Here is a 26,801-nt window from a genome sequence, read left to right as displayed (position 1 = left end):
GTGTGAGGCAGCGGCGTTGAGTGTGTCTGCTGGGCGGGAATTCGCTCGTTTTCCCGCCATCAACGCACACTCGACGGCGACAGCGGGGCGATCGGGCGTCGGCAGCGGGGCGATCGGGCCGCGACAGCGGGGCGATCGGGCGTGGAGCCGCAGCCCGGCGATCAGACCCCGCGGCGACGCAGCAGCGAACGGCGTGGTCCATGGATCGTCACCGAGCCGCACACCACCCGGCCGGTCAGCACCACATGCGGCCTGCCTTCGCCGGGCGCATCCTTGCGGCGGTCGCGGGCACTGCCTCCATAGACCTCGACGTCGTCGATCGAGGCGCTGGCGCCGTCCGGCAGCCAGATATCGACCGAGCCGAACCGCACGTCGAGTTCGACGACCACCACCGGCCCGGCGAACCGGGCCTTGGTGAGCTCGAGTTTGACCGATCCCAGCCGGCGTACCAGCGCCAACCGGGTGGGCACCGTCCATTCGCCGTGTCGCCGCAGCGAGCCGGCCCAGCCACGCAGCTCGACCCGGTCTGCCGCGGAGGTGACGATCGCGCCCGGCCCGGGCAGGTCACCGACCAGGCCGTCCAGCTCGGGGCGGGTGCGCGCGTAGGACACCTGCGACGAGCGCTGTTCGAACTCGTCGATATCGATCAGCCCGAGCGCAACCGCGTTGTGCAGCCGCCGCATCGTCCCGTTGCGGTCCGCATCGGAGACGCGCAACGTCACCATGTCCCCGCCGGTATCCGTCATGTTCGCAATTTACCGCTGTTGCGGGCCCCAGGACCGGGCGCACCGGGCGCTTCAGGCCAGATAGCCGGGCGGCATCGCGTCGAACATGAATTTCGTCATCCGGACCGCCCACTCCGAGCTGCCACCCCCGACGATCAGCGCCGCGAAGGCCAGATCGCCGCGATACCCGGCGAACCAGGAGTGCGACCCGCCCGGGAATTCGGCCTCACCGGTCTTGCCGTAGACCTCGCCGCAGCCGTTGATCTCCTTGGCGGTCCCGTTCGTCACCACCAGTCGCATCATCGGTCGCAGCGCATCGATCATCTTCGGGCTGATCGGGGTGTTGTCGCCCTCGACCGCCGTCGGCCGGCCCGCGATCAGTTGCGGCACTGGGGTTTTCCCGGCCGCGACGGTGGCCGCCACCAGGGCCATGCCGAACGGGCTGGCCAGCACTTTGCCCTGGCCGAAGCCGTCTTCGGTGCGCTCGGCCAAGTCGACCGTCGGCGGCACCGACCCGGTCACGGTGGTGATGCCGTCCACCGTGTAGTCAAGCCCGATCCCGTATTGGGAGGCCGTCTGGGTCAACCCGCGCGGCGGCATCCTGCTGCCCAACTCGGCGAACGTGGTGTTGCACGAACTGGCGAACGCGCGGGACAACGAGACCACGCCGAGGTCGAAGCCGCCGTAGTTCGGGATGGTGCGGTGCCCGATGTCGAGATGGCCCGGGCAACCCAGCATCGAGTTGGGCGTCACCATGTCGCGGTCGACGGCCGCGCCGGCCGTGACCATCTTGAACGTCGACCCGGGCGGAAACAGGCCGTTGGTGGCGGGCAGGCCGTCGGCATCGGCGCCGCCGTTCTGCGCGATGGCCAGGATCTCCCCCGTCGACGGCTTGATCACGACGATCATCGCCTTGCCGCCCTTGTTGTCCACCGCGCGCTGGGCGGCGTTCTGCACCACCCGGTCCAAGGTGATCGACACCGACGGCGCCGGCGAGCCGTCGACCTCGTGCAGCACCGCGACGTCGACGTTGTTCTGGTTGACGCTGACCACCCGCCAGCCGGCCTGGCCGTCGAGTTGGTCGATCACGGCCTTCTTGACTTCGCCGATGACGGCCGGGGCGAAGTGCGGGTCGGTCGCCAGCATGTCGGCCTGGGGCGTCACCACGATGCCGGGCAGCCTGCCGATCGCCGGAAACACCTTGTCGTTGTCGGCCGGAAGCAGCGTGACGCCCAGATCGATCGGATGCGTCGCCGAGCTGGCCTGCTCGGCGAGCAGCTGCGGGTCGGTCAGCGTGTCGTTGAAGGGCCGCAGCACGTCGACGATCGAGTGGGTGGCGAAGCTCAGCGACTGCGGCGGTCCGGCCTGGGTGGCGTCCAGCGTGTAGTGGTAGCGGTAGCCGGGCGCCAGTACGTCGCTGCCCCCGAGTTCGTTCACCGAGGCCCGGTGTGGCGCGTCGGCGCGCAGTGCGAAGGTCTGATGCTCGCCCAGCTTGGGGTGCAGCCCGTTGGGCGCCCAGCGAACCTCCCAGCGCCCCTCGTAGCGGGCCATCTGCAGCTGGCCGTCATAGCTCCAGAGCCGGTTCTTGGGCAGGTGCCAAGTGAAGCGATAGCTGACGGTGCCGGTGTCCTCGGCGTACTTGGCGCTGAGGACCTGCGCGTCCAGGTGGGTGGCCTGCAGCCCGGCCCAGGCCGCGTTGAGCGCTTCGCGGGCCTCGTTGGGGTTGTCGCTGAGTTGGGCGGCGGTCGCGGTATCGCCAATGGCCAAGGCGCGGAAGTACTTCTCCGCGGCGGGCCCCGGCCCGTCGGGACGCGGAGTGCACCCAGACAGCGCGACAGCCGCGACGAGCAACAGTCCTGAGACCATTGATACGCCTGATACCAGTGTGCTTCTTGTTGCCATCGTTACAGATGTTATGAACGCGGGCCGCTACTGCCCCGCAGACACACCGAGGCCGAACCGTTATGCACGGATTGGCGCGAATCCCTCGTGCCGAGAGTGGGCGACCGCCGCTAGTCGAGCAGCACGGTCGCGAAGGTGCCGACCTCGGCGAAGCCCACCCGGGAGTACGCCGCCCGCGCCACCTCGTTGAAGTCGTTGACGTACAGGCTGGCAATGCGCCCGCTGCCGACGATCACGGCCGCCAGCATCGCGGTGCCGCGGGCGCCGAGCCCCAGGCCACGCCATTCCGGATGCACCCAGACGCCCTGGATCTGGCCGACCGCGGGCGACTGCGACCCCACCTCGGCCTTGAAGACGACCTGGCCGTGCTCGAACCGGGCCCAGGCGCGCCCGGCCGCGATCAGACTGGCCACCCGGCGGCGGTACCCGCGACCGCCGTCCCCGAGCCGCGGGTCGATGCCGACCTCGCCGATGAACATGTCGACCGCGGCCACCAGGTAGGCGTCCAGCTCCTCGGGCCGCACCTGGCGCACCTCGGGGTCGAGCTCGCAGAACGGGTGCTTGGCCAGCGCCATCAGTGGTTGGCGTTCGCGCACGTCGCGCGCCGGCCCCCAGGCCTGCTCCAGCCGCTCCCACATCGGCAGTACCAGGCTGGCCCGGCCGACCAGCGATGAACAGCGCCGTGTCCCGCTCATCGCCTCGTCCGCAAACGCATTCAGGTCGGTCGGCAGCCCGCGCAGCGGGATCAGGTTGGCTCCGGCGAAACACAGCGACTCGTCCGCGCCGCGGCGGGTCCACAGCTCCCCACCGATCGCACCGGGGTCGATCCCGTGATCGGCGACGCGGGAGGCGACCATGCACGACCCGATCGGGTCCTCGTCCAGAACTCGCCAGACCGCGGCGGCGTCACGCACCACGGACACCCGTCGGTCGCCGACTAGGCGAAACAGGGGCGGAGCCGACATCTGGCGAACTCTCTGTGGTGCGAACTGAGGGCCAGCAAGAGCGAACTGGTCTTAATCAGCTTACGGTCACAATTGGCGAACCGCTTGCTGTTGAGCCAGGACCGTTATCACTTCCCGCCGCTTGTCCGCTTTCGGAAGCCAACCGCATGGCCTCTTCGATCAGCGTCTCGACGATCTGGGCTTCGGGCACGGTCTTGATCACCTCGCCGCGAACGAAGATCTGGCCCTTGCCATTTCCGGAGGCAACGCCGAGATCGGCTTCGCGGGCCTCCCCCGGGCCGTTCACCACGCACCCCATCACGGCGACCCGCAGCGGCACATCGAGACCGTCGAGCCCCGCGGAGACCGCGTTGGCCAGGGCGTAGACATCGACCTGCGCGCGACCGCACGACGGGCACGACACGATCTCCAGCCCGCGCGGGTGCAGGTTCAGCGACTCGAGAATCTGAATGCCGACCTTGACTTCCTCGACCGGTGGCGCCGACAGGGACACCCGGATGGTGTCGCCGATGCCGCGCGACAGCAGGGCGCCGAACGCCACCGCCGACTTGATGGTGCCCTGAAACGCCGGCCCGGCCTCGGTGACGCCGAGGTGCAGCGGGTAGTCGCACTGCGCGGCCAGCTGCTCATAGGCCGCGACCATCACCACCGGGTCGTTGTGCTTGACGCTGATCTTGATGTCGCCGAAGCCGTGCTCCTCGAACAGCGAGGCCTCCCACAGCGCCGACTCGACCAGCGCCTCGGGCGTGGCCTTGCCGTACTTCTCCATGAACCGCTTGTCCAGCGAGCCGGCGTTGACGCCGATCCGGATCGGGATACCGGCGGCGCCGGCCGCCTTCGCGACTTCACCGACCCGGCCGTCGAACTCCTTGATGTTGCCCGGATTGACCCGCACCGCAGCACATCCGGCGTCGATCGCGGCGAAGATGTACTTCGGCTGGAAGTGGATGTCGGCGATCACCGGGATCTGGCTGTGCCGGGCGATCTCGGCCAGCGCGTCGGCATCCTCCTGACGCGGGCAGGCGACCCGGACGATGTTGCAGCCCGCGGCCGTCAGCTCGGCGATCTGCTGCAGCGTCGTGTTGACGTCGTGAGTCTTGGTGGTGCACATCGACTGCACCGAAATCGGGTGGTCGCTGCCGACCCCGACGTCGCGCACCATCAATTGGCGCGTCTTGCGCCGGGGTGCGAGCGTGGGCGCCGGAGCCTCCGGCATGCCCAAGCCAATGTCCACTGTTCGAATTCCTTCGGTTGGTTACTGAAAGAGCCTGATCGGGTTGACCAGATCTGCGGTCACGGTCAGCAGCATGTAGCCGACCACAAACACCAAGACCACGTAGGTCGCAGGCATGAGCTTGAGATAGTTCACCGGCGCCGCCGCGACCATGCCGCGGGCGGACCGCACCAGGTTGCGGATCCTTTCGAACACCGCGACCGCGATGTGGCCGCCGTCGAAAGGCAGCAGCGGCAACAGGTTGATCGCGCCCAGAATCAGGTTCAACTGGGCCAGGAAGAACCAGAATGCCACCCATAACCCGTGGTCGACGGTGTCGCCGCCGATGATGCTGGCCCCGACGACGCTCATCGGCGTCTCCGGGTCGCGCTGCCCGCCGCCGATCGCGTGCACCAGCGCGCCGACCTTCGTCGGGATAGTGACCAGCGCCTTGCCCACCTCGACCGTCAGGTCGCCGGTGAAGGCGAACGTGGCGGGAATGGCGGTGAGCACGCCGTAGCGCGTGGGCGTGACTTTGACGGCGCCGACGCCCATGGCGCCGACCGTTGCGGCCGCGGGCTTTCCGTCCCCTCCGTTGCCTCCGGTGGTCACGTAGCGCTGAGTTTGCGTGATGTCGACGTAAGCGGTGATCGGGGTGCCGTCCCGCTCGACGACGATCGGCGCGGTGCCGTGCAGCTTGCGGATCGCGGCGGCCATGTCGTCGAAGGTGGACACCGGGGTGTCGCCGACCTTGACGACGACATCGCCTGGGCGAATGCCGGCCAGCGCGGCCGGACCGGGGCCGTTGCAGTTCCCGATCTTGCCCGGCGCCGTTTCCGGTGCGACACAAGCGGTTTCACCGACAATCGCCTTGGTGGGCGGATGCAGGTTGGGCAGCCCCCAGATCATCGCGATGACGTAGATCAGAGCCAGACAGATGACGAAGTTCATGCCCGGGCCGGCGAACAGCACCGCGACGCGCTTCCACGTCGCCTGCTTGTACATCGCCCGGTCGGTCTCGTCGAACGCCAGCTCCTCGACCGGGGTCATCCCGGCGATGTCGCAGAATCCACCCAGCGGAACGGCCTTGACACCGTATTCGGTCTCACCGCGCCGGGTCGACCACAGCGTGGGGCCGAACCCGACGAAATAGCGGCGCACCTTCATGCCGGTGGCGCGCGCGACCCACATGTGGCCGCATTCGTGCAGGGCCACCGAGATCAGGATGGCCAGCGCGAACAGCACAATGCCGATTGCGAACATCATCAGGCGCTAGGACCTTTCTAAGACCGTTCCCGAGACCTTATTTCCAGACTCCCGCGGGGCTTGCGGTGGTGACCGCGCGCTGCGCTCGCTCCCGGGCCCAGCGCTGCGCGTCTAGTACCTCTTCCACGTTAGCGGGTGAAACGGCCCATTGGTCGGCGGCGCTCAGCACGTCGCCGATTGTTCTGACGATGGCGGGAAAGCCGATACGGCCGTCCAGGAAGGCCGCCGCGGCTTCCTCGTTGGCGGCGTTGTAGACCGCGGTCATGCAGCCGCCGGTCTCTCCGGCGTGCCGGGCCAGCTCGACGGCCGGGAAAACGTCGCTGTCCAGCGGCTCGAAGTCCCAGCTAGATGCCGTGGTGAAGTCGCAGCTCGCGGCCGCCCCGGCCACCCGCCGCGGCCAGCCCAACGCCAGCGAGATGGGCAGCTTCATATCCGGCGGGCTGGCCTGGGCGATCGTCGAGCCGTCGATGAACGTGACCATTGAATGAACAATCGATTGGGGGTGCACCACGACCTCGATGCGGTCGTAGGGAATGCCGAACAGCAGGTGCGTTTCGATGAGTTCGAGCCCCTTGTTGACCAGCGACGCCGAGTTCAGCGTGTTCATCGGGCCCATTGACCAGGTCGGATGGGCACCGGCCTGCTCGGGTGTGACGGCTTCCAGGTCGGCGGCGGCCCAGCCGCGGAACGGCCCACCCGAGGCAGTCAGCACCAGCTTGGCGACCTCGTCTGGTTCGCCGCCGCGCAGGCATTGGGCCAGCGCGGAGTGCTCGGAGTCCACCGGCACGATCTGACCCGGCTGTGCGGCCTTGAGGACCAGCGGACCGCCCGCGATCAGCGATTCCTTGTTGGCCAGCGCCAGCCGCGCCCCCGAGTTCAGGGCCGCCAAGGTCGGTCGCAGGCCCAGCGCCCCGACCAGGGCATTGAGCACGACGTCGGCCTCGGTCTCCTCGACCAGCCGGGTAACGGCTTCGGGCCCGTGGAAGGCGATGTCTCCGAGTGCGGCGGCCGCGTGTTCGTCGGCGACGGCGATATTGGTCACCCCGGTCTCGGCGCGCTGGCGCGCCAACGTGTCCAGGTTCGACCCGCCGGCCGCCAGCCCGACCACCTCGAAGCGGTCCGGGTTGGCGGCGATGACCTCGAGTGCCTGGGTGCCGATGGAGCCGGTGCTGCCCAACACGAGCACGCGGATGGGGCCGTCGGCCGGCGCTTCGGTGGTCGGGTTGCTCACTTACTCATTGTGCAGCCCGGCGGGCGAGACGGAACCGAATGGTTTTCAGACCCATCCGTGACCGGCGTCACTCCGAATCACTTCTGTCAACGGGAGGACGGTGGAAACGCCGTGTATAGCGAAGGAGTCAGAACTCGATGATGAACGTGCAGGCCAAGGCAGTTGCGGCGGCGAGCCTCGCAGCAATGGCGATCGTGGGTTTCGCTGGGTGCTCGAGCAACAAACCCGCGGCTCAAGACACCACCAGCGCGACGCCGGCGAGCAGCATGGCGGCGTCCGCCACGACGTCGGCGACGGCGAATCCGGCCGCGGACCTGATCGGGTCCGGGTGCTCGGCCTACGCCGCGCAGAATCCGAGCGGCCCGGGGTCGGTGGCCGGGATGGCGCAGGACCCGGTCGCGACGGCGGCGTCGAACAATCCGATGCTGACCACCCTGACTTCGGCGCTATCGGGCAAGCTCAACCCGAGCGTGAACCTCGTCGACACCCTGAACAATGGGCAGTACACGGTGTTCGCTCCGACTGACGCCGCATTCGCCAAGCTTCCGCCGGCCACCGTCGACAAACTCAAGACGGATGCCCCGTTGCTGAAAAGCATCCTGACGTATCACGTGGTGCAGGGTCAGTTGAGTCCGGCGAAGGTCGACGGCACCCACCCGACCCTGCAGGGCGCCAACTCGACGGTGACCGGTCAGGGAAACGACCTCAAGGTCAACGACGCGGGCCTGGTGTGCGGCGGGGTGCACACCGCGAACGCGACGGTGTACATGATCGACACGGTGCTGATGCCGCCGGCGCAGTAACGTTTACCGCACCCGAGGTAGGGCAGCCCGTCGCGCGGGGTGCCCTACCTTGTCGCGTGTAGGCGAATGTGCCATAAGCCGTTGCCGCTCTTACCAATCCACGCCGACGACGGCGACGAATACCAGACATGCTGACGCTTGCTTTGATCGGCTTCCTCGGGGGCCTGATCACCGGGATATCACCATGCATCCTGCCGGTGTTGCCGGTGATATTTTTCTCCGGCACCCGGCGCGGTGGTGCGATGGCGTCACCGGAATCCGAAGGCGCTGTGGCGGTCCAGCCAAAGCGCGAGCTGTCCGAGACCTTGCGCCCGTACCGGGTGATCGGCGGCCTGGTGCTCAGCTTCAGCGTGGTGACCCTGCTCGGCTCGGCACTACTGTCGCTGCTGCACCTACCGCAGGACGCCATCCGCTGGATCGCGCTGGTGGCGTTGGTAACGATCGGTATCGGCCTCATCTTTCCGAAGTTTGAGCAGCTGCTGGAGCGGCCGTTCTCTCGCATCCCACAAAAGCAAATCGCCAACCGCGGCAATGGTTTCGGGCTCGGTCTGGCGCTGGGTGTGCTCTACGTCCCCTGTGCGGGGCCCGTTCTCGCAGCCATCGTGGTGGCCGGGGCCACCGCGACCATCAGCGCCGGCATCGTCGTGCTGACGGGTGCGTTCGCCCTCGGCGCCGCGCTGCCGCTGCTGTCCTTCGCACTGGCCGGCCAACGGGTCGCCGAGCGTGTCAAGGCTTTTCGGAGCCGACAGCGCGAGATCCGAATCACCGCTGGAATTGTGACGATCCTGCTCGCGGTGGCACTGGTATTCGACCTGCCGGCCACGTTGCAGCGAGCCATTCCCGACTACACGGCCGCGCTGCAGCAGAAAGTCGGCGGGTCCGACAGGATCCGGGAGAAGCTGAACCTCGGCGGCATCGTCAACGCCCAGAACGCGCAGCTGTCGAACTGCAGCAACGGCGCGTCGACCCTCGAAAGTTGTGGCTCTGCACCAGATCTCAAGGGAATCGCGGGGTGGCTGAACACTTCGGAGGGCAAGCCGATTGCCCTGAATTCGTTACGCGGCAAAGTCGTGCTGATTGATTTCTGGGCCTACTCCTGCATCAACTGCCAACGCGCAATCCCGCATGTCGTCGGCTGGTATCGCGCCTACCGGGACAGCGGCTTCGAGGTCATCGGCGTGCACACCCCTGAGTACGCGTTCGAGAAAGTTCCGGACAACGTCGCCCAGGGCGCTGCGGATCTGGGCATCACCTACCCGATCGCGCTGGATGACGGCTACAGCACCTGGACGAACTACCGCAACCGATACTGGCCGGCCGAATATCTCATCGACGCCGACGGCACGGTTCGCCACATCAAGTTCGGCGAAGGCGATTACAACGTGACCGAGAAGCTGATCCGGCAGTTGCTCGCCGACGCGAAGCCGGGCGTCAAGCTCCCCCCGCCTGTCGACGCGGCCGACACCACCCCGCAGCCCGGCCTCACGCCCGAAACGTATTTCGCCGTTGGCAAAGTGGTGAATTACGGTGGCCGCGGCACGTATGACGAAGGGGCCGCGACGTTTGAGTATCCGCCGGACCTGAAGGCCAACAGCTTTGCGCTGACGGGGCCGTGGTCGCTGGATTATCAGGGCGCGACGGCCGACGGCGACAACGCCGCCATCAAACTCAACTACCGGGCGAAAAACGTCTACATCGTGGCCGGCGGAACCGGAACACTCACAGTGACGCGGGATGGAAAATCAACAACGGTGCCGATCAGCGGGCCGCCGACCTCCCACCGGATCGTCGCCGGCGACCGGATGAGCCCCGGGACACTAGAGGTGCGGCCCAGCAACGGCTTGCAGGTATTTTCCTTCACCTACGGCTAATTCGTTGTCGCGACCAATCCCAAAGCGGATCCGCTCCGAACAAGTGAGGCCGGGGTTCAGCCAAACGGGGTGAATTCTGCCGGCCTATCAGGGAGTGAATGGCAATGAAAGTACACAGCAAAATTGCGGCAACCAGTTTCGCGGCGGCCGGCATCTTGAGCCTCGGGGTCGCTGTCTCCCCGAGCGCTGGGGCCGCTGATTTGGTGGGCCCGGGATGCGCGGACTACGCAGCTGCCCATCCCAACGGTCCCGCTTCGGTGGAAGGGATGTCGCAGGTTCCCGTTGCCGTGGCGGCGTCGAACAATCCTCAGCTCACCACGCTCACCTCGGCGCTTTCCGGCCAGCTCAACCCGCAGGTGAACCTGGTCGACACCCTCAACAACGGTCAGTACACGGTGTTCGCGCCGACAGACGCGGCGTTCAGCAAGCTGCCCGAGTCCACGATCGGTCAGCTGAAGACGAACGCGGCGATGCTCAAGAGCATCCTGACCTACCACGTTGTTCAGGGGCAATTGAGCCCGGACAGGGTCGTCGGCACTCACCCCACCCTTCAGGGAGCGAATGCGACGGTGACCGGTCAGGGCAACGGCCTCAAGGTCAACAACGCGAGCGTGGTCTGCGGTGGGGTGCCGACCGCGAACGCGACGGTGTACATGATCGACACGGTGCTGATGCCGCCGTCGTAGACGGGCAGAAGCAGGCTGGTTGTGTGGTTCTACGGGACCGGATGTCAGCCGAGGTTGGTGGCCGACCAGCGCGGTACGGTCGGTCGCCAACCGGCGCCCTGAGAAGCGCCGCAGCCCGGAGTGTGTGCCAGAATATCGAGGCAGAAGACGATCGGACCCGAAGGGAATCGCCGTGGCCAGTACCGAGGTGGAGCACTACAACGGCGTCGACCCGGCCGAGGTGCCATCCGCCGCGTGGGGGTGGAGCAAGATCAACACCCGCACCTGGCACGGTGTCGGCATCCTCGGCGTCATCTTCCTGCTGGCGATGCTGCGCGGCAATCACGTCGGCCACGTCGAGGACAACTTCCTGATCGGGTTCGCCGTCCTCGCGCTCTTCGTCCTGATCCGCGACATGTGGGGCCGCCGGCGCGGCTGGATCAGGTAGCCGTCACACCACTGCTCAACGCCGCGCGCGGCGCTGCCACGCATTCACCAGCGCGGCGGCCACCAGGGCAAACAGCGCCACGATCCACGGCCAGACGCCGTGCTGGTGCACCCAGCCGGCCAGCACGCCCTGCATCCGGCCGGCCGCGGTGATCACCGCATCCCGCGGATCCGCGGCGGTGTTCAGCAGCCGCAACTCGTAGAGGCCGTAATAGGCGACGTACAGCCCGACCAGCACCAGCAGCGCGCCGCCGATCCGATTGACGAACGGCAAGATCCGCCGCAGCCGATCGGCCAGGGCCGAGCTCGCGGTCGCGGCGGCGATGGCAAGCACGCCGACGACCAGGGTCAGGCCCGCGACGTAAGCCAGATAGATCGACACCCCCGTGACGACCGACCCGCTCCGCAAGCCGGCGGCGGTGACCGCCAGAAACGGCCCGATGGTGCAGGACAGCGACGCGATCGCGTAGCTGATCCCGTAGCCGTACATGCCCACAATGCGTGATCCCTGCTGCTTCGGAGCCCACCGCGGTCCCAGCTGCCGGGGCGTCAGGGCGGTCAACTCCCGACCCGACAGCAGCCAAATCCCAAGCGCGACAAGCACAACGCCGATCACCACCGTCGCGTACGGCAGGTATCGCTGCACCGTGGTGGCCGCCGAGATGGTCAGCGCGCCGAACGAACCGAACACCGTCAGAAAACCGAGCGCCATCCCCGCGGTAGCGCTCAGGGCACGCCCCACTCCGGCAAGCGGGCCGGCGCGTTCACCGTGCTGCTCGCGCACCACCAGCAGCAGGTAGGCGGGCAGCATCGCGAACCCGCACGGGTTCACCGCGGCCACCAACCCGGCGGCGAACGCCAGACCGACGAGGCCTTGATTCACTTCAGCGCGGCGACCCGCCCGGCCAGCTCTTGCTGGGACATGGCCGAGGTCGGGTTGTTGACGAACGTCGAGCTACCGTCCGCCCGGTAGAACACGTACGCCGGCTGCCAGGGCACGTTGTAGCGGGCCCAGATCGAGCCGTCGGCGTCGTTGAGGTTGGTGAAGTTCACGTTGTACTTGGAGACGAAGTTTTGTTCGGCGCCGACATCCGAATGCCCGGCGATGCCGACGAAGGTGACACCGGGATTGGCCGCCGCCACCTGACCGACGCCGGGAGCTTCGGCGTTGCAGAACGGGCAGAACGGCGCCCAGAACCACAGCACCGCCGGCTTCCCCTGCAGGCTGGCGCCGTTGAACGGCGCGCCGCTCAGCGTGGTTCCGGTGAACTGCAGTCGATCGTCGGCGGCCAGCGCGCGCGGCGCGGCTGCCGACATCAGGACAACCGCGACAAGGCCCATTACCAAGGCCGCGGCAAACATCTTGACGTGCGATACCAAGCGAATGGTCATGGCAACCCCCTTTGCTGGACTTCTACCTCACAAGACGGAGTAGCCCGCCGCCTGGTTCAGCGCTGCTCTACCCCTTCTCGAAGGCCAGCTGCCCGCACGCGGCGCTGATCTCGCGGCCCCGGGTGTCTCGTACCGTGCACGAGACGCCTTTTGCCCGGACCCGCCGGACGAACTCCCGCTCCACGTCCTTGGGGCTGGCATCCCAGTCACTGCCCGGCGTCGGGTTGAGCGGAATCAGGTTGACGTGCACCAGCGGCCCGAGCGCGCCGTGCAGCCGCTTGCCGAGCAGGTCGGCCCGCCAGGGTTGGTCGTTGACGTCGCGAATCAACGCGTACTCGATCGACACCCGCCGGCCGGTCACGTCGCCGTAGTATCGCGCCGCGTCCAGCGCCTCGCCGATCTTCCACCGGTTGTTGACCGGAACCAGCGTGTCGCGCAGCTCGTCGTCGGGCGCGTGCAGCGACAACGCCAGCGTCACTCCCAGGCGTTCGTCGGCGAGCTTGCGGATCGCCGGGGCCAGGCCCACCGTCGACACCGTCACCGAGCGGGCCGAGATGCCGAAGCCGTGCGGGGGCGCCTCGGTGATGCGCCGCACCGCGGCGAGCACCCTGGCGTAATTGGCCAGCGGCTCCCCCATGCCCATGAAGACGACGTTCGACAGCCGGTCACCGAAGTCGTCGCGCAGCGCCACCGCGGCGGCGCGCACTTGTTCCAGGATCTCCGCCGTCGACAGGTTGCGCGTCAATCCGCCTTGGCCGGTGGCGCAGAACGGACACGCCATGCCGCAGCCGGCCTGCGACGAGATGCACACCGTGTTTCGCTGCGGGTAGCGCATCATCACCGATTCGAAGGTCGTGCCATCGATGGCCCGCCACAACGTCTTTCGAGTCTGGCCCGCGTCGCAGGTGATTTCGGTGGCGACGGTGATCAGGTTCGGGAACATGGTCTCGGCGATCACATCGCGCACCGCCGCAGGCAGATCGGTCATCTGCCGCGGATCGGCGATCAGCCGGCCGTAGTACTGGTTAGCGAGCTGTTTGGCCCGAAACGCCGGCAAGCCCAGGTCCGCGACGGCCGCGGCCCGCCCATTCGCGTCGAGGTCGGCGAGATGCCGCGGCGGCAAGCCGCGGCGCGGCGCGTCGAACACCAATTCTTGGACCATGACGTGACCAGTATCGGCCTTCTCAGGCCGGCAGCAATGTGAACAGCGTCCAGGCCGCGACCGCCGACGGAAGCACGCCGTCGAGCCGGTCCATCAGGCCCCCATGGCCGGGAAGCAGCCGGCCCATGTCCTTGATACCGAGGTCACGCTTGACCTGGGATTCCACCAGATCGCCAAGCGCGCAGGTCAGCACCAGCACGAACCCGAGTACCACACCCTCCCACGGCGGTCTGCGTGCCAGGAATGTCGCGATCAACAACGCCGCGGTGATCCCGCAGACCAGCGAACCGGCCAGTCCCTCCCACGACTTCTTCGGGCTGATCATCGGAACCCACGGATGCTTGCCGAACAGCACGCCGAACGCGTAGCCACCCACATCGGAGGCGACGACCGTCATCATCAGGCAGAACACCCGCCCCGCGCCTTCGGACGGGTGGTAAACCAGCAGCGCGGCGAAGGAGGCGAACAACGGGACCCATGCGGTCAAGAAGATGGTGGCCGACGCATCGCGCAGGTAGTTCGACGGGGGTGGCGGGCCGGCATCCGGATCGTGGTGCCTGCTTTCGTCGTGCATGAACAGCCGCCAGAACATGCACACCACCACGGTGGCGCCGAAACCTGCCAACGCTCCCCGAGCACCGAACGGCCAAGTCAGCCAGACGGTGACCTGCCCACCGACCAGCAGCGGTATGACCGGGATGACATAGCCCGCTTCGCGCAGCCGCCGCACCACCTCATGGCTGGCGATCAAAATCGCTCCGGAGCACAGCACCACCCAGTAGCGCGGCGCGAACATCAGCGTGACGACCACAAGTCCACCGGTGAACAGCCCGACCGCGAATGCGGCGGGCAGGTCGCGCCCCGCGCGAGACGTCTTCCGGGTCGGCTCCCGCGCCGTTTCGCTGGCCTCCCGCGCGTCGGACGGGGTGCCTGCGCCAGCATCGGGGGTTGCCACGGACTTGGTTGCTGAGCGGCCGCTAGACCTCCAGCAGCTCGCCTTCTTTGTGCTTGACCAACTCTTCGATCTGGGTGACGTACTGCTGAGTCGTCTTGTCCAGGTCCTTCTCCGCCCGGCCGACCTCGTCTTCGCCGGCTTCGCCGTCCTTGCGGATCCGGTGCAGCTCTTCCATCGCTTTACGACGGATGTTGCGCACCGAGACCTTGGCGTCCTCCCCCTTGCCCTTGGCCTGTTTGACCAGTTCGCGGCGGCGTTCCTCGGTCAGCTGCGGTACCGCCACCCGAATCAGGGTGCCGTCGTTGCTGGGGTTCACCCCGAGCTCGGAGTTGCGAATGGCCGTCTCGATGGCGTGCAGCTGGCTGGCCTCGTAGGGCTTGATGACGACGAGCCGCGCCTCGGGAACGTTGATGCTGGCCAGCTGGGTGATTGGGGTGTTCGTGCCGTAGTAGTCGATGACGATCCGGTTGAACATGCCCGGATTGGCGCGGCCGGTCCGGATGGTCGACAGGTCGTCACGGGCCACCGACACTGCCTTTTCCATCTTCTCTTCAGCGTCGAAGAGAGCCTCATCGATCATGTGCGCCGCTCCTCATCCCCCGCAAGCGGGTGGTACCCCCACATCCTGCGCCGTGCATCCTCGCAGGCGCGGATCATCACGTCTTCCTTCAAGTGGTAACCAGCGTTCCGATCTTCTCACCAGCGACCGCCCGAGCGATATTGCCGTCAGTCAGCAGGTTGAACACGAGGATCGGCATGCCATTGTCCATACAGAGACTGAAGGCGGTCGCATCGGCCACCCGCAGCCCTCGGTCGATGACTTCCCGATGGCTGATCACCGCGAGCAGCTCGGCGTCGGGATCCTGCCGCGGATCCGCGGTGAACACACCGTCGACCGCCTTGGCCATCAGGACCACGTCCGCGCCGATCTCCAGGGCGCGCTGCGCGGCCGTGGTGTCGGTGGAGAAGTACGGCAGCCCCATGCCGGCGCCGAAGATGACCACACGGCCCTTCTCCAGATGCCGGACGGCCCGCAACGGGATGTAGGGCTCGGCCACCTGGCCCATCGTGATGGCGGTCTGGACACGGGTGGCGATGCCTTCCTTCTCCAGAAAGTCCTGCAGCGCAAGGCTGTTCATCACGGTGCCGAGCATGCCCATGTAGTCCGAACGGGTGCGCTCCATGCCGCGCTGCTGAAGTTGAGCGCCCCGGAAGAAGTTGCCACCGCCGATCACGACGGCGACTTGTACGCCGTCTCGGACCACCTCGGCGATCTGTCGGGCCACCTGCGCCACGACATCGGGATCCAGGCCGACCTGGCCGCCGCCGAACATTTCGCCACCAAGCTTGAGCAACACTCTCGAATACTTGGCCTGATTCGGCGGGTGTCCGTGGTCGGCGGCGGAGGTCGGCACGCCGTTAGCGCTCGTAGGCTCAGGCTGCGTCATCAGACTCCTCGCATGACAGTGCCATCCCAGGCAACCTCCACCCGGAACGGCGGTTCATATCCTGCCCCATCGCAGCACAGTCTGACGCCAGCGGGGTGCATTATCTGCGCGGTTCGCGAGCCGGGTCGTTGCCCCGACCCGTCGGCGCAGGTCACGCTCGGATGGGCCGCCGTCGCGACTTTGCCTCCGGCATCAAATGTTTGAGGTCCCCGCGGCCTGGGAACCCGGACCAACGCGGCGGGGAAACAGCGGTCTTGAGAAGTAGGACCGGAACACGCCGTATCCCGAATCGATCGTTCAGCCGATCGTAGGAGCGCGTTAGTCGCTCACACCACGTACGCCACAGGAGGACGGATCATCCATGGCTGATAACGAAAACTCTGGACCCGCGGAAGCCGTTAAGGGCGTCGTCGAGGACGCCAAGGGCAAGGTCAAGGAAGCTGCCGGTGCTCTGGCCGGTCGCGATGACCTCACCCGCGAGGGCCAGGCGCAGCAGGACAAGGCAGAAGCCCAGCGCGACGCGGCGAAGAAGGAAGCCGAAGCCGACGCCGCGCGTGGCGCCGCGAAGGTCGCCGAAGAGCGCCAGAAGTCCAACCAATAGTTTGATTCAAGGATGGGTCCGGCCCGTATTGACGGGCCGGGCCCGTCGACTTGTCGGGGGCCATTTTCGGCTCCACCCAGGCAAAACCATCTCCACGAATCGCCCGTATCCACCTGCATTCGCCCGAACGCGAGCAACAAAGAAGGCATAGTTGTGAGCTGAACGGGGTATTCAGCGCTGCGCTGACGGCATATCTCCCAGTGAGGTGCCGACGCGCTCGGGGGCGGCGACGGACCCTGATGAGGTTTGGAGATGTCTTTGGACGTGCTACTGCTTTCCAATGCCGACGATTTCGCATCGGCGTTACCGACCCTGCAATCGTTGACGCAAACGATCCGACGCGTCCCGCTCTCCGACCACCTCGACGGCCATCATGACAGTGCTGACGTGGCGATCATCGATGCGCGCACCGACCTGGCGGCGGCCCGCAGTGTGTGCCGCGGCCTGACCGCCAACGCGCCCGCCATCGCGGTCGTGGCGGTCGTCGCCCCGGCGCATTTCGCGTCCGTGGACGTCGACTGGCGCCTCGACGATGTGATGTTGCCCGCCACCGGCGCAGACGAGTTGGAGGCGCGGCTGCGCCTGGCGATCAAGCGACGCCGCAGTGCGGTGGACGGGTCGTTGACGTTCGGTGACCTCGTCCTGCATCCGGCAAGTTTCGCCGGGTCGCTGTGCGGCAAGGATCTTCGCCTGACGGTCACCGAGTTCAGATTGCTGAATTTCCTTGTGCAACATGCCGGTCGGGCATTCAGCAGAACTCGGCTGATGCACGAGGTGTGGGGATACGACTCCAACGGACGCGTCCGCACCGTCGATGTTCACGTGCGACGGCTGCGCGCAAAGCTGGGACCCGAACACGAATCGATGGTCGACACGGTCCGCGGGGTGGGCTACATGGCGGTGACGCCACCGCATCCGCAGTGGATCGTCAACGACACCGGGCCGAGTCCGAACCTCAACGGCTCCCACCGCTGACGCGCCGTATACGATTGGTTTACAAGCACTTTCGCTCGTCAGGCGAATAGCGGCAGCGCACGTTTGCGGGCCAGCGCGTCCATTCCGTGCTGAATGCCGTCTTGGACCTCCTGGTACTTGCGGTCGACGTAGTCGTCGTCCTCAGCGCGCGCGGCATCGTGGTCCAGCTCAATCGCGGGCATGAACCGCGTCCTGATCTTGGCCGGCAACGGCAGCTGCGGAAGCGCAGCCGGCGCGATGCCCCACGGCAGCGATACCGCCAGCGGAAAGACCTTGAGCCGCAACAGCTTGTCGAGTTGTAACACCTTCGACAGCCGGTCACCTCGGATCAGCACCGGCATGGCGTCCGCGCCGCCGACCGTCGCTATCGGCACTATCGGCACGCCGGCACGAATCGCCATCTTCACGAAGCCTTTGCGGCCCGCGAGGTTGGCGCGGTCACGCTCGGCCCAGGGACGCAGCGAATCCACTTCTCCGCCAGGCCATAACGCGACGTCTCGGCCCTCGGCCAGCGCCGTGGCGATGGAGTCCGGGGCGGCCGGAAGCACGCCCATCGAGCGGAAGTAGCGCCCGATGACGGGGATGGCCATCAACGCGTCGTGCGCGGTACCGTGCAGCGGACGCTCCTGGCCGAAGCGGCGCCACCATTGCAGACCGACAGTCCACGCGTCCCAGACGAACGGGGCACCGGAGTGAATCCCGACCAAGAGCGCCGGTGGATCGGGAATGTTCTCCCACCCGTCGATCTCCATCCGAAACCAATAGTCGACCAACAGATTCCAAAAGAACTTCTGACGCTGCAGGGCGGTCTCGTCCTGGCCGCTCAGGTCCCATTGGGCGGCACGCCGCGCTACCCAGCCGGTCAATCCGCCGCCCTGATCACTGCGCTTTTCCTCGACCACTGCTCGGGCCTGTTCGGCTTGTTCTTGCGCTTGTTCGCGTACCGCTTGCGGTCTGTGATCTGCATAACTCATTACTGACGAGTACCCAGCCGAGTCATGTCCAACTCGTCTTATCGTGCACCAAAACGGTTGGGGCAGCGACGCAGAACTCCCCGCGCCACGGTCGGTGGCGCGGGGAGTTCTTTTAAGCAGCTAGGCCGAAGCCGGGCTTAGGTGTGCGCTGGCGCGGCGGGCGCCGGGCCCGGCGGCATGCCAGGCGCCGGGGTGGCGTTCGGTGCCACACCGGGCTCCGAGCTACCCGACATGTTCGACGTCCAGATCAGGACGTCTTGCGTGCCCTCGTTGTAGACGACACCGTTCGGCGGTGCGCCGGTCACGTCGAAGTACAGCGTGCCGGTCGACTCGCTACCCTGCTGGATCGGCGCCGGGTTAAGGCTGCCCGGGGCCTGAACCTTGTCGATCACCCGGTAGTTCTGACCGTTGGGACCGCGGGCGACGAAGTCGTTCACCATTGGGGTGACCAGTCCGCCGTCCGACCGGGCGGTGACATCCGCCTGGTACAGCGTCCCCTTCGGCGTGTAGCCCGGGATCGCCGCATTGCTCGGCTGCAGGTTACTCACCGTGTAGCTGGTGATCAGCGGCCCTTCGATGAGCTGTTGACTGGTGCCGAAGCCCTGAATATTGGGCGGCGCGGCGTACGCGGTCGCGGCGGTGAAAGCGCCAACAGCAGCAATGCCGGCGGCTCCGATCACCGATTTCATAGCATTAGAAGTGAACTTCATGCTAGATACCTCCATTGTTGCGAATTGATTTCCCGCAATGATTTCCCCCCGGCACGGGTCATCACGGCACCTGTGCCGCATAGCCAATAACCCGCGGCCCCAAACATTTTGGCGCTGACCTGCGACGATACTATTGCTGGCCAAAATTTGTGTCGCCCCAGAATGCGCATGGACCTCAAAATCAAGTTGAGCCACAAATGCCACAGTCGAATTCCGCGGCGCAATCAGATGCGCTGCGAATTCGCAGGTCGCATTGACTACACGTGGCGCGTCCAGACGAGGAAATCGTCCGCGCGATCGGTGTACACCACGCCGATCGGCTGCTCGCCGGTCACGTCGAAGTACAGCTCGCCGGACGTCTGTTGGCCTTGATCGATCGGCCTGGGGTCAAGGCCGTTGGGAACAGGTCCGTTGTTGAGGACTGGATAAATCGTGCCATTGAACGCCCGTGCCATGAAACGAGAGATTTGCGGCCGGACCGTTCCGGCATCCGATTTCGCCGTCACATCGGCCTGGTACAGCTTCCCAGCGGGTTGGAATCCCGGTAGCGTCGCATCGCTCGGCCGCAGGTTACTCACCGTGTAGTCCATGACCAGCGGGCCATCGACCGCCTGTTCGGTAGCACCGTAGCTCTGCACATTGGCAGCAGCAATCGGGGCCATGAAGATGCTTGCCCCGGCAATCCCCGCTGCGCTCAGAGCCGCTTTCGCTGTCGTCGTGCTGAATTTCATTGTCGCCCCCAGTTTCTCGTATCTTCGCCGTGTCCGGCGATACCCATTGGCGTCCGCGCGCCAAACGGGTCCACGAGCCCATGTCGCCGAATTGACCCGACGTTCAAGTGCCGTGCGCCGATGTGTTACTTCGTATTCGCCGCAGCGTAATTCGCCTTGATAGGCCGTGCTTACGTCCAGACGCCGCGCGGATATGTCAATATCGCTGACATGGCTGCGACCGACGATGCTCCGCTTGGCTACCTGCTCTACCGCGTGGCAGCCGTGCTGCGACCCGAGGTTGCCGCCGTGTTGGGTCCGCTGGACCTGACACTTCCCGAATTCGTTTGCCTGCGCATCCTTTCGATGTCCCCGGGATTGTCCAGCGCCGAGCTGTCCCGCAACACCAACGTCACACCGCAGGCGATGAACACGGTGCTACGCAGGCTGGAAGAGGTTCGTGCCGTGGAACGGCCGACGTCGGTGTCCTCCGGGCGGGCGCTGCCGGCCACACTGACCAGTCAGGGGCGCGCGCTGCTGAAGCGCGCCGAAGCCGCGGTCCGCAACGCCGATGACCACATCCTGGCCAAGCTGACCGCCACGCAGCAACGCGAATTCAAACGGATGCTGGAAAAGCTCGGCTCCGACTGAACGCCGCTATCCGGCCGCTTGGATCCTTGCCCACGGCTTCGCCGCTTCGAGTTCGTAGGCCAGTTCCAGCAGCAGCGCTTCCTGCCCCAGGTCGGCGGCGAACATCATGCCCACGGGCATCCCCTCCGTGGATTGGGCCAACGGCAACGAGATCGCCGGATCCCCGGTGACGTTCTGCAGTGGCGTGAACGCGACCCAATCGATCAGCCGGTCCATGACCTGCTGGTAGTCGGTGGGCGCCAGGTGACCAACGCGCGGTGTCATGTCGGCGAGCGTCGGGGTGAGTAACACGTCATAGGTTTGGTAAAACTCGGCGCTGCGCCGCCGCATTCTGCGCAGTCGCATGATGGCCCCCGGCAGCCGGTGCAGGTTGCGACCGGTGTGGCGCTCCAGGCCCAGCGTCAAGGCGTCCAGCCGGGTGCGGTCGAACGTGTTGCCGAACGCGCGCCGCCCGGTGCGCACCTGCACCAGTGCGAGGAATCCCCAATACAGGATGAAGTCGTCGACGAAGCTGTCCGGCACCGGGTGCTCGTCGATGTGTTCGACGCGGTGCCCCAGTTCTTCGAGCACCCCGGCGGACTTGAGGGTCAGCTCGGTGAGCTCCTGGCCGCACCCGCGCCGGACCGAGTCGGTGACCACGGCGATCCGCAGCCGCTGCCGGCCGAGCCCGGTGACGTCGCCGACGGGCGCCAGCTTGGGATTACGCCAGACGCGTTCGGCCTCCCGATAGAAGGCCGCAGTGTCGCGCACGGAGCGGGTCAGCACGCCGTTGGCGACGATGCCCACCGGCATCCGTCGCAACTCCGCATCCAGTGGCAGCCGACCGCGCGACGGCTTGAGGCCGACAATCCCGTTGCAGGCGGCCGGAATTCGGATCGAGCCACCGCCGTCGTTGGCGTGTGCGATCGGCACCACCCCGGCGGCGACGAACGCGCCCGATCCCGACGATGAAGCCCCGGCCGTGTAGTCGGTGTCCCACGGGTTGCGCACCGGCCCCAGCCGCGGATGCTCGGCGGCCGCGCTGAACCCGAACTCCGACATCTGTGTCTTGCCCAGCGGCGTCGGCCCGGTGGCGAGGTACACCTGGGTGAATTCGCCGTCCGCGACGGCATTGCGGGGTGCCCACGCGTCGGCGCCCCGCATCGTCGGCTGGCCGGTGACATCGACGTTGTCCTTGATGAACGTGGGGACACCGCTGAAGAAGGCGCTTGACGGCTTCCCGGACGCGATCACCCGCGCCTGCTCAAAGGCCTTGTGCGCCAAGCCGTTCAGGGCAGGGTTGACGGCCTCGGTGCGAGCGATCGCAGCCTCGATGACGTCGGTTCTGCCGAGCCAGCCGGCTCGGATGGCCTCGCTGAGACCGACGGCGTCGAGATCGCCGAGGGCGTCGTCACCGAAAGCGTGCACGCGTCGCATAGCAGTGACGCTAGCCGCTCGCGTTGCGCGGTTAGGCCTGACCCACCTCGAAGCGAGCGAACCGGGTCACCGTGACGCCGGCCTCGTCGAGCAGCGCTTTGACGGTCTTCTTGTTGTCGGACACCGACGGCTGCTCGAGCAGCACGGAGTCCTTGAAGAAGCCGTTCAGCCGGCCCTCGACGATCTTGGGCAGCGCCTGCTCCGGCTTGCCCTCGGCCTTCGCGGTCTCCTCTGCGATGCGCCGCTCGCTGGCCACCACGTCCTCGGGGACGTCGTCGCGGGACAGGTAGCGGGCCTTGAGGGCCGCGATCTGCAGCGCCACCGTGTGCGCAGCCTCGGCACCATCGCCGGTGTATTCGACGAGCACACCCACGCCCGGCGGCAGGTCCGCGGCGCGTTTGTGCAGGTAGGTCTCGACGGTGCCGCCGAAGAAGGCGGCCCGGCGCAGTTCAAGCTTCTCGCCGATCTTGGCCGACAGATCGGCCACGGCCTGCTCGACCGTAGTCGTCGCCGCTTCCCCAGGGATAACAGCGGCCTTGAGCGCATCAACGTCGGCAGCCTTGGACTGCGCTGCCGCGGCGACGATCTCGTCGGCCAGCTTCTGGAACTCCGCATTCTTGGCGACGAAGTCGGTCTCGCTGTTCAGCTCGATCAGCGCACCGTCCTTGGCCGCGACCAGACCTTCGGCCGTGGCGCGCTCGGCGCGCTTGCCGACATCCTTGGCGCCCTTGATCCGGAGTGCCTCGACCGCCTTGTCGAAGTCGCCGTCGCTTTCGGCCAGTGCGTTCTTGCAGTCGAGCATGCCGGCACCGGTGAGCTCACGAAGACGCTTGACGTCGGCAGCGGTGAAGTTCGCCAATGGTCAGCCTTCCTAGGAGGGGTCAGTGGTTGTTTCGGTTGCAGCTCCAACGGCGTCGGTGGTGGCTGTGGTCGTCGCAGTCGTGGTCGCCGAAGCCAGCAGCTCCTGCTCCCACTCGGCGAGCGGCTCGGCGGCCAGCGAATCCCCAGCCTCGGGCTTGCCGTCGCCTCGGCCCACGCCGGCACGCGCCTGCAGGCCCTCGGCGACCGCGGAGGCGATCACCTTGGTCAGCAGCGCCGCCGAGCGGATCGCGTCGTCGTTGCCCGGGATCGGGTAGTCGACCTCGTCGGGGTCGCAGTTGGTGTCCAGGATCGCGATGATCGGGATGTTCAGCTTACGAGCCTCCGCGACCGCGAGATGCTCCTTGTTGGTGTCGACGACCCAGATCGCCGACGGCACCTTGGCCATGTCGCGGATACCGCCGAGGCTGCGCTCCAGCTTGTTCTTCTCCCGGGTCAGCATCAAGATTTCCTTCTTGGTGCGGCCCTCGAAGCCACCGGTCTGCTCCATCGCCTCGAGCTCCTTGAGGCGCTGCAGGCGCTTGTGCACGGTGGAGAAGTTGGTGAGCATCCCACCCAGCCAGCGCTGATTCACGAACGGCATACCGACGCGGGTCGCTTCGGCCGCGACGGACTCCTGCGCCTGCTTCTTGGTGCCGACGAACATGATGCTGCCGCCGTGGGCGACGGTCTCCTTGACGAACTCGTACGCCTTGTCGATGTAGGTCAGCGTCTGCTGCAGGTCGATGATGTAGATGCCGTTGCGGTCGGTGAAGATGAACCGCTTCATCTTGGGATTCCAGCGTCGGGTCTGGTGCCCGAAGTGGGTGCCGCTATCCAGCAGCTGTTTCATGGTCACGACGGCCATGGTGATGCCATTCCTTTGTATCGGTTGTCGCCCGGCATCGGGTGAAGCCGGGCCCTGGCGCCTGCTGCGATGCCGGACCCTGTTACGGGACCGCCCGGCATGCGCTGCGTTCTCCTAGTGGAACGGGAGACGCGGGGCAGACGCGCGAAGTCAGCCCGCGAACGAGCTGCGACGAGCAGTTTACACCGACTCAGCTGGTGGTTTTTGCCAGCACGTATCCACAGTGCGGCTTGCGTGCACAGATTGGGCTAACGCGGGTGGCCGAGTCGTCGACGCCGCGCTGAACTCATGGGGTGCGGTGGGCGGCGCTGGTCGTGAGCGTGAGCCTGACCCTAGCCCTGATCAGCGCATTCCCGGTGGCGGCGGACCCCGACGCTGCCCAGGTCCGGCTGGACTGGCCGCTGCGGCCGGCCCCGGCCGTCCTGCGGGGATTCGACGCCCCATTGCCCGACTGGCACCCCGGGCACCGCGGCGTGGACCTGGCCGGGCGCCCCGGCCAACCGGTGTACGCCGCCGGCAGCGCGACCGTGGTGTTCGCCGGGCTGCTGGCGGGACGGCCGGTGGTGTCGCTGGCCCATCCCGGCGGATTGCGCACCAGCTACGAACCGGTCCGGGCGAACGTCCGGGCCGGTCAGCGCGTGACGGCGCAGACGCCGATCGGCGAGTTGGTGGCCGGGCACCCCGGATGCCGTGCCTCGCAAGCTGGAGGGGCCTGTTTGCACTGGGGCGCGATGTGGGGTCCGGCGTCGGCCGCCGACTATGTCGATCCGCTGGGCCTGCTGAAGTCCACTGCGGTGCGGCTCAAGCCACTCGGCGGCTAGATCGCGCGCGGTGTGTGCGCCCAGGGCGCCCAGGGCGCACACACACCGCCGTCAGCGCACACTCGCGGCCGCTCTCAGGCGCGCGGGTGGGCCTGATCGTGCACCGCCCGCAACCGCGACACCGCGACATGGGTGTAGAGCTGGGTGGTCGCCAGGCTGGAATGGCCGAGCAGCTCCTGGACGACCCGCAGGTCAGCCCCGCCTTCGAGTAGATGCGTGGCGGCGCTGTGCCGCAGCCCGTGGGGCCCCATGTCGGGCGCGCCGTCCACCGCGGCGATGGTCTGGTGCACGACGGTGCGGGCCTGGCGCACATCGAGTCGGCCGCCGCGTGCGCCCAGCAGCAGCGCCGGCCCGGACTCCGCGGTGACCAGGGCGGGACGCCCGTCAGCCAGCCAGGCGCGCAGCGCGTCGGCAGCCGGGACGCCGAACGGCGCGGTGCGCTGCTTGTCGCCCTTACCGAGGACGCGCACCACGCGGTGGCCAGTGTCCACGTCGTCGATATCCAGGCCGCACAGCTCGCTCACCCGGATCCCGGTGGCGTACAACATCTCGACGATCAGCCGGTCCCGCAGCGCCAGCGGATCTCCTTGCTCGGCACCGGATTTCGCGGCCGCCATGGCGTCTGCGGCCTGATCCTGACGCAGCACCGCCGGCAGGGTGCGGTGCGCCTTCGGCACCTGCAGCCGCACGGCCGGGTCCACGGTCAGCAGGCCGCGCCGGACCGCCCACGCGGTGAACGCCTTGACCGCCGAGGTGCGACGGGCCAGCGTCGTGCGCGCGGCCCCGGCCACCGCGCCGGTGGACAGCCAGGTGCGCAGCAGCGGCAGGCTCAAACCGTCCAGGGCGGCGCCGTGGCCGTCGAGGAAGGCGAACAACGAGCGCAAATCGCCCAGATACGCGCGACGCGTGTGCGCTGACCGGCCGCATTGCAAATCCAGGTACTCGTCGAACTCGTCGAGGATCGCCTGCACTCCCCCACGGTCGCAGGCACGGACCGCTGCGTCAGTCGACGCGCCGGAGCGTGTCCGGGGTGAGATCTTTCAGCGTCGGATAGCCGTCGACGGCCATGATCAGGTCGGCTTCGGCCAGCAGCATGCGCAGCACGTGCACGATGCCGTCGACGCCGCCGAGCGCCAGACCGTAGGCGTAGGGACGACCGACCCCGACCGCGGTCGCGCCCATTGCCAGCGCCTTGACGATGTCGGCGCCGTTGCGGATCCCCGAGTCGAACAGCACCGGTAAGCCGTCGGCCGCCTCGACGACGCCCGGCAGGCAGTCCAGCGCGGGCAGGCCGCCGTTGGCCTGCCGGCCGCCGTGGGTGGAGCAGTAGATGCCGTCGACACCGCCGTCCTTGGCGCGCCGGGCGTCGTCGGGATGGCAGATGCCCTTGATGATCAGCGGCAAGTCGGTCAACGACCGCAGCCAGCCAAGGTCGTCCCAGGTCAACGGGTTCCCGAAGGTCGTTATCCACTGCAGCACAGTGCCTTGCGGGTCCTCCTCGGGTGGGCGCTGCAGGCTGGCGCGGAAGACCGGGTCGCTGGTGTAGTTGCTCAGGCAGAGCCCCCGCAACTGGGGAAAGTTGGCCGTGGTGAGGTCGCGCGGGCGCCACCCGGGAATCCAGGTGTCGAGGGTGACGATGATGCCCTTGAAGCCGGCAGCTTCGGCCCGCTGCAGGAGGCTGGCGGCCAGCTCACGATCCTTGGGCGTGTACAGCTGGAAGAAGCCGGGGGTGTCACCGAACTGCCCGGCGACCTCTTCCAGCGGGTCGGCGGTCAGGGTGGAAACGACCATGGGGACACCGGTGGCCGCGGCCGCGCGCGCGGTGGCCAGATCGCCGTGGCCGTCTTGAGCACAGATACCGATGACGCCGATCGGAGCCATGAACACCGGAGACGGCAAGGTCAGGCCGAACATCTCCACCGACAGGTCGCGGTCGGCGGCACCGACGAACATGCGCGGCATCAGGCCCCAGCGATCGAACGCCTCACGGTTGGCCCGCTGCGTGCGTTCGTCGCCGGCGCCACCGGCGACGTAGGACCAGACCGACGGCGACATTGCCCGCTCCGCGCGGGCCTCCAACTCCGCGAAGACCATCGGCAGCGCGGGCGCCACCCCGGCCAGGCCCTGGAAGTAAATCTCGTTCTGGTAGTTGCCGAATGCCATGGAAAAGAG

At 67.1% G+C, this 26,801-nt stretch carries 27 protein-coding genes and 1 pseudogene; 8 read left to right on the top strand and 20 right to left on the bottom strand.

Annotated features, from left to right (window positions below; all coding sequences use genetic code 11):
• Positions 1 to 161: 161 nt before the first annotated feature.
• The 6 genes from ACZY0B_RS04090 to dxr form a co-directional block, all read right to left on the bottom strand.
• Positions 162 to 746 (bottom strand): DUF1707 SHOCT-like domain-containing protein, encoded by a 585-nt coding sequence (locus tag ACZY0B_RS04090; RefSeq protein ID WP_463762715.1) that lies wholly within the window; start codon positions 744 to 746, stop codon positions 162 to 164.
• A gap of 51 nt (positions 747 to 797) precedes the next feature.
• Positions 798 to 2,627, bottom strand: a complete 1,830-nt coding sequence (locus tag ACZY0B_RS04085) for a penicillin-binding transpeptidase domain-containing protein (protein WP_463762714.1) — start codon at positions 2,625 to 2,627, stop codon at positions 798 to 800.
• Positions 2,628 to 2,737: 110 nt separating this feature from the next.
• Complete coding sequence (locus ACZY0B_RS04080; RefSeq protein ID WP_463762713.1) at positions 2,738 to 3,592, bottom strand: GNAT family N-acetyltransferase; 855 nt, start codon at positions 3,590 to 3,592, stop codon at positions 2,738 to 2,740.
• A gap of 55 nt (positions 3,593 to 3,647) precedes the next feature.
• Complete coding sequence (gene ispG, locus ACZY0B_RS04075) at positions 3,648 to 4,826, bottom strand: flavodoxin-dependent (E)-4-hydroxy-3-methylbut-2-enyl-diphosphate synthase (protein ID WP_463762712.1); 1,179 nt, start codon at positions 4,824 to 4,826, stop codon at positions 3,648 to 3,650.
• 21 nt (positions 4,827 to 4,847) lie between these two features.
• Complete coding sequence (locus ACZY0B_RS04070) at positions 4,848 to 6,071, bottom strand: M50 family metallopeptidase (protein WP_463762711.1); 1,224 nt, start codon at positions 6,069 to 6,071, stop codon at positions 4,848 to 4,850.
• Between the two features lie 37 nt (positions 6,072 to 6,108).
• Positions 6,109 to 7,302, bottom strand: coding sequence for a 1-deoxy-D-xylulose-5-phosphate reductoisomerase (gene dxr, locus ACZY0B_RS04065; protein WP_463762710.1), 1,194 nt, complete (start codon positions 7,300 to 7,302; stop codon positions 6,109 to 6,111).
• Between the two features lie 137 nt (positions 7,303 to 7,439).
• On the opposite strand from dxr, the gene ACZY0B_RS04060 reads away from it, so the two are divergent.
• The 4 genes from ACZY0B_RS04060 to ACZY0B_RS04045 all read left to right on the top strand — a co-directional run bounded on the left by ACZY0B_RS04060 (position 7,440) and on the right by ACZY0B_RS04045 (position 11,089).
• Positions 7,440 to 8,105, top strand: a complete 666-nt coding sequence (locus ACZY0B_RS04060) for a fasciclin domain-containing protein (protein ID WP_463762709.1) — start codon at positions 7,440 to 7,442, stop codon at positions 8,103 to 8,105.
• Positions 8,106 to 8,233: 128 nt separating this feature from the next.
• Positions 8,234 to 9,976 (top strand): cytochrome c biogenesis protein DipZ, encoded by a 1,743-nt coding sequence (locus ACZY0B_RS04055; protein WP_463762708.1) that lies wholly within the window; start codon positions 8,234 to 8,236, stop codon positions 9,974 to 9,976.
• Between the two features lie 104 nt (positions 9,977 to 10,080).
• Entirely contained in the window at positions 10,081 to 10,662 is a 582-nt protein-coding gene (locus ACZY0B_RS04050) for a fasciclin domain-containing protein (protein WP_463762707.1), read from the top strand.
• Between the two features lie 172 nt (positions 10,663 to 10,834).
• Positions 10,835 to 11,089 carry a DUF2631 domain-containing protein gene (locus ACZY0B_RS04045; RefSeq protein ID WP_463762706.1) on the top strand — a complete coding sequence of 85 codons (255 nt, stop codon included), beginning with the start codon at positions 10,835 to 10,837 and terminating at the stop codon, positions 11,087 to 11,089.
• Positions 11,090 to 11,104: 15 nt separating this feature from the next.
• Here ACZY0B_RS04045 and ACZY0B_RS04040 read toward each other — a convergent pair whose 3' ends face one another.
• The 6 genes from ACZY0B_RS04040 to pyrH all read right to left on the bottom strand — a co-directional run bounded on the left by ACZY0B_RS04040 (position 11,105) and on the right by pyrH (position 16,045).
• The gene (locus ACZY0B_RS04040) at positions 11,105 to 11,971 is read right to left on the bottom strand and encodes a cytochrome c biogenesis CcdA family protein (RefSeq protein WP_463762705.1); all 867 of its coding nucleotides are present in this window, start codon (positions 11,969 to 11,971) and stop codon (positions 11,105 to 11,107) included.
• The gene (locus ACZY0B_RS04035) at positions 11,968 to 12,480 is read right to left on the bottom strand and encodes a protein disulfide oxidoreductase (RefSeq protein ID WP_463762704.1); all 513 of its coding nucleotides are present in this window, start codon (positions 12,478 to 12,480) and stop codon (positions 11,968 to 11,970) included. Before ACZY0B_RS04035 ends, ACZY0B_RS04040 begins: the two co-directional genes overlap by 4 nt.
• Positions 12,481 to 12,547: 67 nt before the next feature.
• Positions 12,548 to 13,642: a dual-specificity RNA methyltransferase RlmN gene (gene rlmN / locus ACZY0B_RS04030; RefSeq protein ID WP_463762703.1), complete on the bottom strand. Its 1,095-nt coding sequence runs from the start codon at positions 13,640 to 13,642 to the stop codon at positions 12,548 to 12,550.
• A 22-nt stretch (positions 13,643 to 13,664) separates the two neighbouring features.
• Positions 13,665 to 14,597, bottom strand: a complete 933-nt coding sequence (locus tag ACZY0B_RS04025) for a phosphatidate cytidylyltransferase (RefSeq protein WP_463762702.1) — start codon at positions 14,595 to 14,597, stop codon at positions 13,665 to 13,667.
• A gap of 22 nt (positions 14,598 to 14,619) precedes the next feature.
• Positions 14,620 to 15,177: a ribosome recycling factor gene (frr, locus tag ACZY0B_RS04020; protein ID WP_463762701.1), complete on the bottom strand. Its 558-nt coding sequence runs from the start codon at positions 15,175 to 15,177 to the stop codon at positions 14,620 to 14,622.
• A gap of 88 nt (positions 15,178 to 15,265) precedes the next feature.
• Positions 15,266 to 16,045 (bottom strand): UMP kinase, encoded by a 780-nt coding sequence (gene pyrH / locus ACZY0B_RS04015; protein WP_463762700.1) that lies wholly within the window; start codon positions 16,043 to 16,045, stop codon positions 15,266 to 15,268.
• Positions 16,046 to 16,406: 361 nt separating this feature from the next.
• Here pyrH and mbp1 point away from each other — a divergent pair, with 361 nt between their 5' ends.
• Together mbp1 and ACZY0B_RS04005 are read left to right on the top strand one after the other, a co-directional pair.
• Positions 16,407 to 16,646, top strand: a complete 240-nt coding sequence (gene mbp1 / locus ACZY0B_RS04010) for a microaggregate-binding protein 1 (RefSeq protein WP_463762699.1) — start codon at positions 16,407 to 16,409, stop codon at positions 16,644 to 16,646.
• Positions 16,647 to 16,898: 252 nt separating this feature from the next.
• Complete coding sequence (locus ACZY0B_RS04005) at positions 16,899 to 17,621, top strand: winged helix-turn-helix domain-containing protein (protein ID WP_463762698.1); 723 nt, start codon at positions 16,899 to 16,901, stop codon at positions 17,619 to 17,621.
• Between the two features lie 38 nt (positions 17,622 to 17,659).
• On the opposite strand, the gene ACZY0B_RS04000 is transcribed toward ACZY0B_RS04005, so the two are convergent.
• From ACZY0B_RS04000 to ACZY0B_RS03990, 3 genes are all read right to left on the bottom strand, one after another.
• On the bottom strand, positions 17,660 to 18,595 hold the full coding sequence (locus ACZY0B_RS04000; RefSeq protein ID WP_463762697.1) for a lysophospholipid acyltransferase family protein: 936 nt from the start codon (positions 18,593 to 18,595) through the stop codon (positions 17,660 to 17,662).
• A 137-nt stretch (positions 18,596 to 18,732) separates the two neighbouring features.
• A complete protein-coding gene (locus ACZY0B_RS03995) occupies positions 18,733 to 19,305 on the bottom strand; it encodes an MPT63 family protein (protein ID WP_463762696.1) in 573 nt (190 codons plus the stop codon).
• 257 nt (positions 19,306 to 19,562) lie between these two features.
• Positions 19,563 to 20,036: an MPT63 family protein gene (locus ACZY0B_RS03990; RefSeq protein WP_463762695.1), complete on the bottom strand. Its 474-nt coding sequence runs from the start codon at positions 20,034 to 20,036 to the stop codon at positions 19,563 to 19,565.
• A gap of 210 nt (positions 20,037 to 20,246) precedes the next feature.
• Here ACZY0B_RS03990 and ACZY0B_RS03985 point away from each other — a divergent pair, with 210 nt between their 5' ends.
• Positions 20,247 to 20,666: a MarR family winged helix-turn-helix transcriptional regulator gene (locus ACZY0B_RS03985; protein WP_463762694.1), complete on the top strand. Its 420-nt coding sequence runs from the start codon at positions 20,247 to 20,249 to the stop codon at positions 20,664 to 20,666.
• Between the two features lie 6 nt (positions 20,667 to 20,672).
• Here the strand turns inward: ACZY0B_RS03985 and ACZY0B_RS03980 are convergent, their stop codons facing one another.
• The 3 genes from ACZY0B_RS03980 to rpsB are packed head-to-tail and all read right to left on the bottom strand — an operon-like array spanning position 20,673 to position 23,808.
• Positions 20,673 to 22,082 (bottom strand): amidase, encoded by a 1,410-nt coding sequence (locus ACZY0B_RS03980; RefSeq protein WP_463762693.1) that lies wholly within the window; start codon positions 22,080 to 22,082, stop codon positions 20,673 to 20,675.
• A gap of 31 nt (positions 22,083 to 22,113) precedes the next feature.
• Entirely contained in the window at positions 22,114 to 22,941 is an 828-nt protein-coding gene (gene tsf / locus ACZY0B_RS03975; protein ID WP_463762692.1) for a translation elongation factor Ts, read from the bottom strand.
• A gap of 12 nt (positions 22,942 to 22,953) precedes the next feature.
• A complete protein-coding gene (gene rpsB, locus ACZY0B_RS03970; RefSeq protein WP_463762691.1) occupies positions 22,954 to 23,808 on the bottom strand; it encodes a 30S ribosomal protein S2 in 855 nt (284 codons plus the stop codon).
• A 386-nt stretch (positions 23,809 to 24,194) separates the two neighbouring features.
• On the opposite strand from rpsB, the pseudogene ACZY0B_RS03965 reads away from it, so the two are divergent.
• Positions 24,195 to 24,620, top strand: a pseudogene (locus ACZY0B_RS03965) (M23 family metallopeptidase); the annotation flags it as partial.
• An 83-nt stretch (positions 24,621 to 24,703) separates the two neighbouring features.
• Here the strand turns inward: ACZY0B_RS03965 and ACZY0B_RS03960 are convergent.
• Both ACZY0B_RS03960 and ACZY0B_RS03955 read right to left on the bottom strand, forming a co-directional pair.
• On the bottom strand, positions 24,704 to 25,600 hold the full coding sequence (locus ACZY0B_RS03960; protein ID WP_463762690.1) for a tyrosine recombinase XerC: 897 nt from the start codon (positions 25,598 to 25,600) through the stop codon (positions 24,704 to 24,706).
• Between the two features lie 31 nt (positions 25,601 to 25,631).
• Positions 25,632 to 26,792, bottom strand: a complete 1,161-nt coding sequence (locus ACZY0B_RS03955) for a lactate 2-monooxygenase (protein ID WP_463762689.1) — start codon at positions 26,790 to 26,792, stop codon at positions 25,632 to 25,634.
• Between the last annotated feature and the right edge of the window lie 9 nt (positions 26,793 to 26,801).

This window comes from Mycobacterium sp. IDUB_19 (assembly GCF_055419445.1).
The sequence above is the reverse complement of the archived record's forward strand: the minus strand, read 5'-3'. Positions and strand labels throughout refer to the sequence as shown.

What these genes read in the sequence shown, in the direction of transcription:
- frr (WP_463762701.1), bottom strand. Translation starts at nt 15,177, where the DNA reads ATGATCGATGAGGCTCTCTTCGACGCTGAAGAGAAGATGGAAAAGGCA.
- rlmN (WP_463762703.1), bottom strand. Translation starts at nt 13,642, where the DNA reads ATGGTCCAAGAATTGGTGTTCGACGCGCCGCGCCGCGGCTTGCCGCCG.
- pyrH (WP_463762700.1), bottom strand. Translation starts at nt 16,045, where the DNA reads ATGACGCAGCCTGAGCCTACGAGCGCTAACGGCGTGCCGACCTCCGCC.
- ACZY0B_RS03955 (WP_463762689.1), bottom strand. Translation starts at nt 26,792, where the DNA reads ATGGCATTCGGCAACTACCAGAACGAGATTTACTTCCAGGGCCTGGCC.
- ACZY0B_RS03985 (WP_463762694.1), top strand. Translation starts at nt 20,247, where the DNA reads ATGGCTGCGACCGACGATGCTCCGCTTGGCTACCTGCTCTACCGCGTG.
- ACZY0B_RS04090 (WP_463762715.1), bottom strand. Translation starts at nt 746, where the DNA reads ATGACGGATACCGGCGGGGACATGGTGACGTTGCGCGTCTCCGATGCG.
- ACZY0B_RS03990 (WP_463762695.1), bottom strand. Translation starts at nt 20,036, where the DNA reads ATGAAATTCAGCACGACGACAGCGAAAGCGGCTCTGAGCGCAGCGGGG.
- ACZY0B_RS04080 (WP_463762713.1), bottom strand. Translation starts at nt 3,592, where the DNA reads ATGTCGGCTCCGCCCCTGTTTCGCCTAGTCGGCGACCGACGGGTGTCC.
- ACZY0B_RS04070 (WP_463762711.1), bottom strand. Translation starts at nt 6,071, where the DNA reads ATGATGTTCGCAATCGGCATTGTGCTGTTCGCGCTGGCCATCCTGATC.
- ACZY0B_RS03995 (WP_463762696.1), bottom strand. Translation starts at nt 19,305, where the DNA reads ATGAAGTTCACTTCTAATGCTATGAAATCGGTGATCGGAGCCGCCGGC.
- ACZY0B_RS04035 (WP_463762704.1), bottom strand. Translation starts at nt 12,480, where the DNA reads ATGACCATTCGCTTGGTATCGCACGTCAAGATGTTTGCCGCGGCCTTG.
- ACZY0B_RS04050 (WP_463762707.1), top strand. Translation starts at nt 10,081, where the DNA reads ATGAAAGTACACAGCAAAATTGCGGCAACCAGTTTCGCGGCGGCCGGC.
- ACZY0B_RS03980 (WP_463762693.1), bottom strand. Translation starts at nt 22,082, where the DNA reads ATGCGACGCGTGCACGCTTTCGGTGACGACGCCCTCGGCGATCTCGAC.
- ACZY0B_RS04060 (WP_463762709.1), top strand. Translation starts at nt 7,440, where the DNA reads ATGATGAACGTGCAGGCCAAGGCAGTTGCGGCGGCGAGCCTCGCAGCA.
- ACZY0B_RS04000 (WP_463762697.1), bottom strand. Translation starts at nt 18,595, where the DNA reads ATGAGTTATGCAGATCACAGACCGCAAGCGGTACGCGAACAAGCGCAA.
- ACZY0B_RS04085 (WP_463762714.1), bottom strand. Translation starts at nt 2,627, where the DNA reads ATGGCAACAAGAAGCACACTGGTATCAGGCGTATCAATGGTCTCAGGA.
- mbp1 (WP_463762699.1), top strand. Translation starts at nt 16,407, where the DNA reads ATGGCTGATAACGAAAACTCTGGACCCGCGGAAGCCGTTAAGGGCGTC.
- rpsB (WP_463762691.1), bottom strand. Translation starts at nt 23,808, where the DNA reads ATGGCCGTCGTGACCATGAAACAGCTGCTGGATAGCGGCACCCACTTC.
- ACZY0B_RS04005 (WP_463762698.1), top strand. Translation starts at nt 16,899, where the DNA reads ATGTCTTTGGACGTGCTACTGCTTTCCAATGCCGACGATTTCGCATCG.
- ACZY0B_RS04055 (WP_463762708.1), top strand. Translation starts at nt 8,234, where the DNA reads ATGCTGACGCTTGCTTTGATCGGCTTCCTCGGGGGCCTGATCACCGGG.